This window comes from Carnobacterium sp. TMP28, from assembly GCF_047553015.1.
Lineage (GTDB): Bacteria > Bacillota > Bacilli > Lactobacillales > Carnobacteriaceae > Carnobacterium_A.
Genome location: NZ_CP180216.1, coordinates 1 through 8275 on the forward strand (window position 1 = coordinate 1; position 8275 = coordinate 8275).

The following is an 8275-nucleotide window of genomic DNA, read 5'->3' on the forward strand; positions in this document are numbered from 1 at the left end:
TATGTAGGGCCTGCCCTGCACGAACGAAGTGAGCTCTTTACTCTTTTGATTCTTAGCTAAATAAGCTTTTAAGCCGTTTTACAAGAAGTTACCAGAATCCTCTCGTTTTCATTGCAAACGGAGCGTAGCGACTTCTTTTGACTTTTTTAAGATGGCTTTCAGCTTACGGAGTAAGGTTTCCTTTTATTACTTGGGGTTTTTATTATCTTTTATTGAATCTTAGTCTATGAGTAAAGACGACACTTTGTCTTTGTTTCTAATTCTTGTTTATAAATGATTCTATTGATTATAGGATATTACTATTTTTAATAAAATGAAACGCAAAACGCAAATTTGTCTTTTTAATACTTTATATAATAATTGATTAATACTTCTAAGTACTTAGGAGTTTATGAATAGCTTAACCACAGGCTTAAACAGACATATACCATAGTATAATACACACCACACCATAGTATAATACACACCACACCATAGTATAATACACACCACACCATAGTATAATACACACCACACCATAGTTGTTTCTCCTATTATTTTTGTTTTAGCTATTGTTTTAATGTATACTTCGAATATGAGGTGAAAAATATGTCGAAAAAATTAGATCTTTGGACAAATGATAGGAATTTTAATGCAGAAGATGTTGAAGACCAAAAACGTTATTTTGTAGTAGAACATAATGATTTAATAACTAAAGCACGTCATGATCTAAATGCTCAAGAATTAAAAATTATGGATTTTATAGTTTCAAAAATTAAACCAAATGATGAGAAATTTAATGTTATTGATACTTCTATGTATGAAATCAGTCAGATGTTAGGAATGAAGCGAAGTGGTCGTACATATAGTCAATTAGCTTCTAATCTCAACGATTTACGTAAAAAAGACATCTTTATTTACAATGACGAGGAACGTTCTGTTACAATGACTGGTTGGTTTGAAACTGCTAAAGTTTGGGAAAACGGCCAAGTACAACTAAGAATCAATGAAGACTTTGCCCCATATCTACTTACGTTGAAAGGTAACTATACACAACACCTACTTTTCGATACAGTACAACTAAACAGCAGATATTCAATACTACTATACAAGCTTATGCGTGAAACTGATAAAGACAGAGGTAAAAAAGCAACTGTACTCAGAGGTACTCCTGAAGAATTCAAAGAATGGTTAGGTGCTCCAAAAAGCTACTCATTTAACTCTTTAAAGACACAAGTTCTTCAAAAAGCTATAGATGAAATAAATTTAAAAATTAGCGATATGCAACTAGAAATTCTTACTGCTAAACGTGGACGCAAAATAGTACAAGTCGATATTCGTAATAACTTTATCAGACAAAATAAAATTGACGATGATAAAAAATCAAACCCAGAGCTAAAAGTACCTTTAGATAATTGGCTTAAAAATTACTACCCAGATAAGAGGTGATTAAAATGTCCACTATTTCTGTTAAAGAACTTTCAAAAGAACTTGGAATATCAAGACAAGCTGTATACAAGCGAATTAACCAATTACCTAAAAGTAGTCAACCCAAAAAAATAGACGGAGTTTACAGGTTGACAACTCCTATCATTGATTTAATAAGGAATTTTGAAGATGTGTCAACCGAAGAGACAACCTATGACAACCATATGGTTGTCATAATGGAAACACGAATTAATGAACTAAAAGAGGTTCAGAAAAAGTTATATGAGCAACTGGATCAAAAGGATAAACAACTCCATCAGTTCCAAACTTTATTGGACCAGCAACAGCGTCTTACCTTACAAACGAATAAGCAAATAGAACAATTGCAGTTAGAATCATCTAAAAATGCCGGAGAGAACACAAGTCAAAAAGAGCAGTATGTTCCTAATGCTGAAACTAAAAAAGAAACTGAACCAGCACAAATTAAAAAAGGGTTTTTCAGCCGTCTATTTAACAAAAAAGAATAGGCGATTACAGCGCTGGTTAAAGTAAAATCGTGTATTGAACACGTACATAAAAAAAGAACCCTGGGGTTAAAGGGTTCGGGATACACGATTGTATCTCATTTCATGTATTAGATAATCGTTATTAATTAAATTAAATATTCTGTATAATTAAAGTTATTTAAATCGTGTACACCATTCTATCTGTATCGGAGGAAATCAAATGCACATTGAACAAATTTATGAGGATATACCCATTTTGAAAACAGATCGTTTAATTCTTAGGAAAATCACAATACAAGATCTTGATGACATGTTTGAATATGCTTCTGACAAAGAAGTGGCTCAGTACGTTACATGGTCCGCTCATAAAACCATTTCAGATACTAGAAATTTTATTGAGGATATATTGGATAAGTATCAGAAAAAACAAATCGCTCCTTGGGGAATCGAACTCAAAGATAACGGCAAGTTTATAGGAACGATAGATTTTGTTAGTTGGCAAACAAAAAATAACTGTGCAGAGATTGGATATGCATTATCTAAAAAATACTGGGGTAAAGGCTTAGTTACTGAAGCTACTAAAGAAATTATGGCCTTTGGATTTAATAAGATGGATTTGGTTCGTATTCAGGCAAAATGTATTTCAGATAACATTGCTTCTAGTAAAGTTATGAAAAAAAATGGCATGGTGTTAGAAGGTACCATGAGGCAATCTTACTTACGCGATAAAGTATATAAAGATATGGATTTATACGCTATTTTAAAAGAAGAATACAAGCCAACAAAACCCTAGTTTGAAAAGGTTCTACATACCCAATTTTAGGTCCTTTCATGTATTGATTTATCTTTATTCTTAAGTAAAATCGATCATAGAAGTGATAGAAGTAGTTATGAACTCGTTTTTTAGTAATCAAGGATAAAACTAATAAAGAAATTGCTACTAAATAATCTCAAATAATTCTTTATTTTGGAGTGGTTAGTTTGAAAAAAAGGTACATTATCATTTTATCAATATTGATTATTATTCTACTAGTAGGAGTAATAGTTAATAGAAATTCCCTATCTTCTTTTCTGTCTAAGCAAATAGACACTTTAGAGAAATCAAAAAAAATTAATGTTTTAAATAGAGACGTGCATAAGCATTTAACTATTTATTATCCTGATAGTGACAAAAACTTAATACCTCTAACAAAAAGAATACTAGATTTAGCTATAAATAAAAATAAGGATCTATTTAAGACTAGTTATACTATTCCTTATGATATTATCATTTTTGAAAATAAAAAAGAGATAGAATCGTTCTCTGGTCTAGATTATGCAATAGGTTTCAATAATCCAGAGATAAATACAATAGGTATATTACCTGAAAATAGAGAGGCTTTACTAAAAGATATACCTCCAATTATCTGGAATTATCAACGCAATTTATTACATGAATATACTCATTATACTTTGTCACAAAAATTAATTGAATTAGATTTATCTGAAACTGATATTCCATTTTGGTTCAAAGAAGGAATTTCAGAATATATCGGTTTCAATAACATCATTATTGGAACTATGGAGTCTCCTGTCATTCCATTAACAGATTTATTTACAAGTGAACAGTGGAGTATCTATCGAACCAATCCAAAATTTGATGTTTATTTACAATCCTATCTATCTATTAATTTTCTAATAACGGAGTATGGTGTCGAGGTTATTAATGAGATATTAATAGAAACAAAGAAAGAAAAAAATTTTGAAAAAGGTTTATTCAATAGTACTAATCTATCTTCATCTGAGTTAGAAAATAGTATTTAATAAGGTTCCGGATACATAATTCTATACCATTTCATGTATTAAAAATTAGTTTGGTCAATATACGCTGGTGCTGTTAGTTTTAACTCCATATCATTGATTACAGGATTGTTTAAGATAGTGTTGTAATAATAAAATAAGTTATCTTCTTGCAGTATGATATAAGTATCTTGCAATTCACTTTTCAATAGATAAATATTATTATCAGTTTTTTCATAAGTTCCCTCATCAACTTGCTTCCCTTCGTGATACTGAACAAAACTGTTATCGTCACTTTCAAATATTAATTGAACATTTAAATTATTATTTGAATCTATCTTAGACTGGAAAGTCCCGCGAATCGTATCTCGAGGAGATTCTGGTAGGTTTAGTTGAATAATAATTAATAGAGCAATGACACTAAAAAATAGAATAGATATAACATACTTTTTCTTCATTTTTTCACTCTCCATTTATGTATCGAACTATATAAAAGTATTATTATTTTTGATTATACTACTAATATATTATAAAAATTTTAAAAAAAGAACCTTGTTTAATCAAGGTTCTGGATACATGACTTTATAGAATTCCATGTATCTATAATAATTTAGACTCAACTTGTACAAACTACTTGTTATACAACTCTTCTTCTTCTGGTTCTACTATAATTTGATATAATTCGGAACCCTCGTCAACATAAATAGTTGTGCCAATATTTTCTTGAGCAGCTTCTAACCCTTCTTCATCTGTATTGTAAGGAAATTCTTTTGATCCGTCTTCTTTTTGAGTACTTGCAATAAAAAAATATAAGCCGCCTGTAATCACTATAATAAGTAATAAAAGTGAAATCCATTTTTTTTTCATAACTTTATTCTCTTTTGTAATATATATTAGTTAAAAACAAATTTTTAAATTTGCTATCTAAATAAATAAAAATATCTAATATATCTCATTTTATAAATATTTATAGTTATTTTAATATCATTATAACTTTTTTTTATAAAAAAAGAATCCCATTTAATAGGATTCTGGATACACGACTTTATCCAATTTCATATATCACCTTAATATATGAAAATCTATAGAATTTCATATATTTGAGATTAGCCTACTCAACAAAATATTTTGTAGTAACCAAAAAATAAATAGATTAAAATCAAGAGGTATATAAATAATTCAAACAAAGGAGAGATACATGCTTCTATATCTAGAGAATAAAAAAACTTTTAAAAGAGCCAGTAAGTTCTTTTTATTTCTAACAAGTCTGTCAATAGTTATAACTTTAATAACTTACATACTAAGTTTAAACTTAGATTTTATAAAAATAATCGAGTCCGTAAGTACTAGCGAACAAATTACACAATTAAACGGGATACAAAAAGTGGAGGCTTTTATTCTTAATAATGGTTTTAAAGTCCCTCTACAGATGCTGATTCTTGCTATAGTTCCAGTACAATTTTTATACCTACTAAACATCATTATACCTTCTGCTATTATAGGTATTGCTTTTGGAATCGTGCTACAAATTGATTTAGTTAAAGGAATACAGCTAATTGTTTCGAGTATGCCCTATTATTTTGTTGAGGTTTTTGCCTTCTGTTTATTTGCAGCCGTTCTTTTTGAGTTGAACCAATTTATTCGAATAAAAATTAAAAATATTTTTTTAAAAAACAAAGTAACAATATCTTTTAAAAAAAGAGGGCAAGAAGCTATTAAACTATACGTTCTATTCATTCTCCCAATGATGATTATTGCTGCATTTTTGGAGACGTATGTAGCAGATATATTATTAAATTTACTTCAATAAAAAATAAGATTATTCAGTTTATTTTTACATAATTATCTTAAGAAGCAACATAGACTTAATAAGGTTCAGGATACATGATTCTATCTAATTTCATGTATTTAATTAAGTGATACCGACTAAACAGGAAGGGATTAAAAATATTGAAATCTAAATCAAATAAAATTATATTTTCATTTTTAATCATATCTTTAGTAATTATTATTATTGGTTACTTTTTATGGGCCATTCTTATTCCTATTCAAGATTTTAGCCCTATGGACAAACAGGAAACAATAAGAATGCAGAAAGAACTATCCTTGAATTATGATCTAGGCAGATTTTTGTTATACACTGGTTTTTTCGGACTTATTTCTTCAACAATTATCCTAATATTAAATAAAATAAAAGTGATAAAAAAACAAAAATAATCCTGATGTAATAAGATTATTGATACACGATTCTATGTCATTTCATGTATCTTTTTCATTTGTTTTTACTTAATTTATTAAATAATCTGGAATAGAGATACCAATTAAAACAAATAACAAAAAAGTACAAAATACCAGGAACCCATAACAAGCTACCGTCACGTTTGACATATGCAGCATACACAAATCCAAGGAAAACTAGCATAGCAATTGCAATTAAATGAACGAATATTTTCGTTACTTTCATATCAATTTTACTCCTATTCGTATTTAATATAATTTAAAAAGCACACCAATCAAGAAGGCAAAGGTAGCTCCATAAATGATCCATTTTCTATTAGCCCAATTTCTTTTAATTCTTTCTAATAGTCTAGCTCCCATTTAATTATCTCCTAACGAGTTGTTATTATAGATTATGTCCTTTTTCATTACATTATATTCTACATCGACATATAATTCTAATTTATATAAAATGAATAAGGTCTACCCAAAATCGACAGGCAGCAGCCATTGATCTGATTGAATTTCTACTGTCGTTTATAAGTGTCTTTTAATTCTATCTAGGCGTAAAAAAAATCTTATTAAAACAATGTTTTTTTGTATTTATTTTATAAATTTTCGCAATACTTAATATAACCATAATTGACAATATATCATTCATGATATATTGTAGGTTTATAAAGAACGTGATCGGAGTGGTTATGAAAAAATATGACGTTGAAATCTATGAAGATAAAAAAGGGTATAGCCAAATAATGGAATGGATTAAAGAACTCGATAATCATTTAACCAAAGAAAATAAATCAACATTGAAAAAACTTTACTATCAAATTGAACGATTAGAATACGATGGAACCTTTGTAGGAGAGCCTCTTGTCAAACAAATTGACGGTAAACTTTGGGAGCTTCGACCCGTCCCTAATCGCGTCTTCTTTGCAAGCTTAGAAGATAATCAATTGGTTTTACTCCATCAGTTTAGGAAAAAAACACAAAAAACACCGAAAAGAGAAATCGAACAAGCTAAACGCGAATTAACGGACTGGATAAAACGTAAGAAAGGATGATTACAGTGAAATGGACAGATGTAAAGCAAGAAATTAATAGCCTTTCACAAGAAGATAAAACATTGATTGAGTTGACGGCTTTATTAGCTAGTATTCGAAAAGATAAAAATATTACTCAAAAAGAGTTAGCTGAAAAAGTTCATGTTTCTCAAGCACAAATAGCTCGTGTAGAAAATTATTCTTACACTCCTACGTTAAAAACGATTACAAAAATTGCTACCGGCTTGAATTTAGAATTAGCCTTTATTGATCGGTCGACAAATGAGCTCGTAAAGAGTTAAATTAAATTCTTTTCACTTTTGTTCATTGTTTTCAATTTATGAAAAATAGAGAGAATTAAACTTAATTTTTTTAGACATGAGCAAAGCGAATTTTTAAATTCCGTAGGAATTTTCACACATAAAAAAGAAACCTAAAAGATCACTTGGAAAGTGTTTTTTTAGGTTTCTTTTTGGCTTTTAGCACACACGATAGAAATCGTGTGTAAGTGCGCCCTTTCTCAATTCTTTAAACTGCAACCACCATTTTGAAAAAGTGGGGTATAAGTGCGCCCTTTGTTTAAAATACAAAGAAGGATAGATCAAAAAAATTAATAGAAAGAATATAAAATCTAAAATAAAAAAGAGAAAAAGAGACAAAGTGATCTTCGTTTATCTTTTTTATTTTTCCTTATTTTTAAAAAAATCGAGCAAAGCGACAACAACCTTTTGTACTTATTTTGAAAAAAATAAAGATGAAAGAGCGTAAGGTTATAGGAAGTTTCCTATCAGGTCAAAACAACGTTTTGGGGTTTGTAATCACAAACCCATTGCCTGCCAAACAAGAAGTTAACAGTTGAAAATCAGAACTCGTTCGTTAAATAAAAAAATGGTCTAATCTATTTTTCTTTAAAAAATTAGTTAACACTTTTTTTTAAAAAACGAATCGTTAGGAGCTTAGACATGAATCAAAAAACTTTTTGGATACTAGCTATTACCTATGCAGCGATAACGTTTATTTTTAACAATGTGTTCAATACAGCTTTTGGTGCTTTCTTAATGACGTTAAGTTCTTTTGCAGTAGCTTTTACTATTCTTTCGTTTATTTATCTGTTGATTCAATCTTTTTTACGTCCATTTTTTTGTTCTCATAAGAAAGATCAAACGAATAAATGAAAAAGATTTAAATATAATCCACTTAAAACGACTTATAATACTATTTAAAGTCGTTTTAACGAACTTTAAAGCTAATTGCTCGTATTTATACATAAATAGCTTAGAAACGATTTAAACGGTCTTTTTTAAATGATTCTAGCCTTTGGGG

General features: G+C 28.9%; 10 protein-coding genes. 8 read left to right on the plus strand and 2 right to left on the minus strand.

Annotated features, from left to right (window positions below; genetic code table 11):
- The first annotated feature begins 588 nt into the window (after positions 1-588).
- From ACMHYH_RS10995 to ACMHYH_RS11010, 4 genes are all read left to right on the plus strand, one after another.
- Complete coding sequence (locus tag ACMHYH_RS10995; protein WP_414840433.1) at positions 589-1428, plus strand: replication initiation protein; 840 nt, start codon at positions 589-591, stop codon at positions 1426-1428.
- 5 nt (positions 1429-1433) lie between these two features.
- The gene (locus tag ACMHYH_RS11000; RefSeq protein ID WP_414840434.1) at positions 1434-1934 is read left to right on the plus strand and encodes a DUF536 domain-containing protein; all 501 of its coding nucleotides are present in this window, start codon (positions 1434-1436) and stop codon (positions 1932-1934) included.
- 199 nt (positions 1935-2133) lie between these two features.
- Entirely contained in the window at positions 2134-2706 is a 573-nt protein-coding gene (locus ACMHYH_RS11005; RefSeq protein WP_414840435.1) for a GNAT family N-acetyltransferase, read from the plus strand.
- Between the two features lie 188 nt (positions 2707-2894).
- Positions 2895-3716 (plus strand): hypothetical protein, encoded by an 822-nt coding sequence (locus ACMHYH_RS11010; RefSeq protein ID WP_414840436.1) that lies wholly within the window; start codon positions 2895-2897, stop codon positions 3714-3716.
- A gap of 38 nt (positions 3717-3754) precedes the next feature.
- On the opposite strand, the gene ACMHYH_RS11015 is transcribed toward ACMHYH_RS11010, so the two are convergent.
- Complete coding sequence (locus ACMHYH_RS11015) at positions 3755-4150, minus strand: hypothetical protein (RefSeq protein ID WP_414840437.1); 396 nt, start codon at positions 4148-4150, stop codon at positions 3755-3757.
- Between the two features lie 172 nt (positions 4151-4322).
- Positions 4323-4559, minus strand: coding sequence for a hypothetical protein (locus tag ACMHYH_RS11020; protein WP_414840428.1), 237 nt, complete (start codon positions 4557-4559; stop codon positions 4323-4325).
- 331 nt (positions 4560-4890) lie between these two features.
- Between ACMHYH_RS11020 and ACMHYH_RS11025 the strand changes: the two genes are divergently transcribed.
- The 4 genes from ACMHYH_RS11025 (at position 4891) to ACMHYH_RS11040 (ending at position 8127) form a co-directional block, all read left to right on the plus strand.
- Positions 4891-5502 (plus strand): stage II sporulation protein M, encoded by a 612-nt coding sequence (locus ACMHYH_RS11025; RefSeq protein ID WP_414840429.1) that lies wholly within the window; start codon positions 4891-4893, stop codon positions 5500-5502.
- 1108 nt (positions 5503-6610) lie between these two features.
- Complete coding sequence (locus ACMHYH_RS11030) at positions 6611-6973, plus strand: type II toxin-antitoxin system RelE/ParE family toxin (protein ID WP_414840430.1); 363 nt, start codon at positions 6611-6613, stop codon at positions 6971-6973.
- Between the two features lie 5 nt (positions 6974-6978).
- The gene (locus tag ACMHYH_RS11035) at positions 6979-7254 is read left to right on the plus strand and encodes a helix-turn-helix transcriptional regulator (protein WP_414840431.1); all 276 of its coding nucleotides are present in this window, start codon (positions 6979-6981) and stop codon (positions 7252-7254) included.
- 660 nt (positions 7255-7914) lie between these two features.
- A complete protein-coding gene (locus tag ACMHYH_RS11040; protein ID WP_414840432.1) occupies positions 7915-8127 on the plus strand; it encodes a hypothetical protein in 213 nt (70 codons plus the stop codon).
- Positions 8128-8275: the final 148 nt, after the last annotated feature.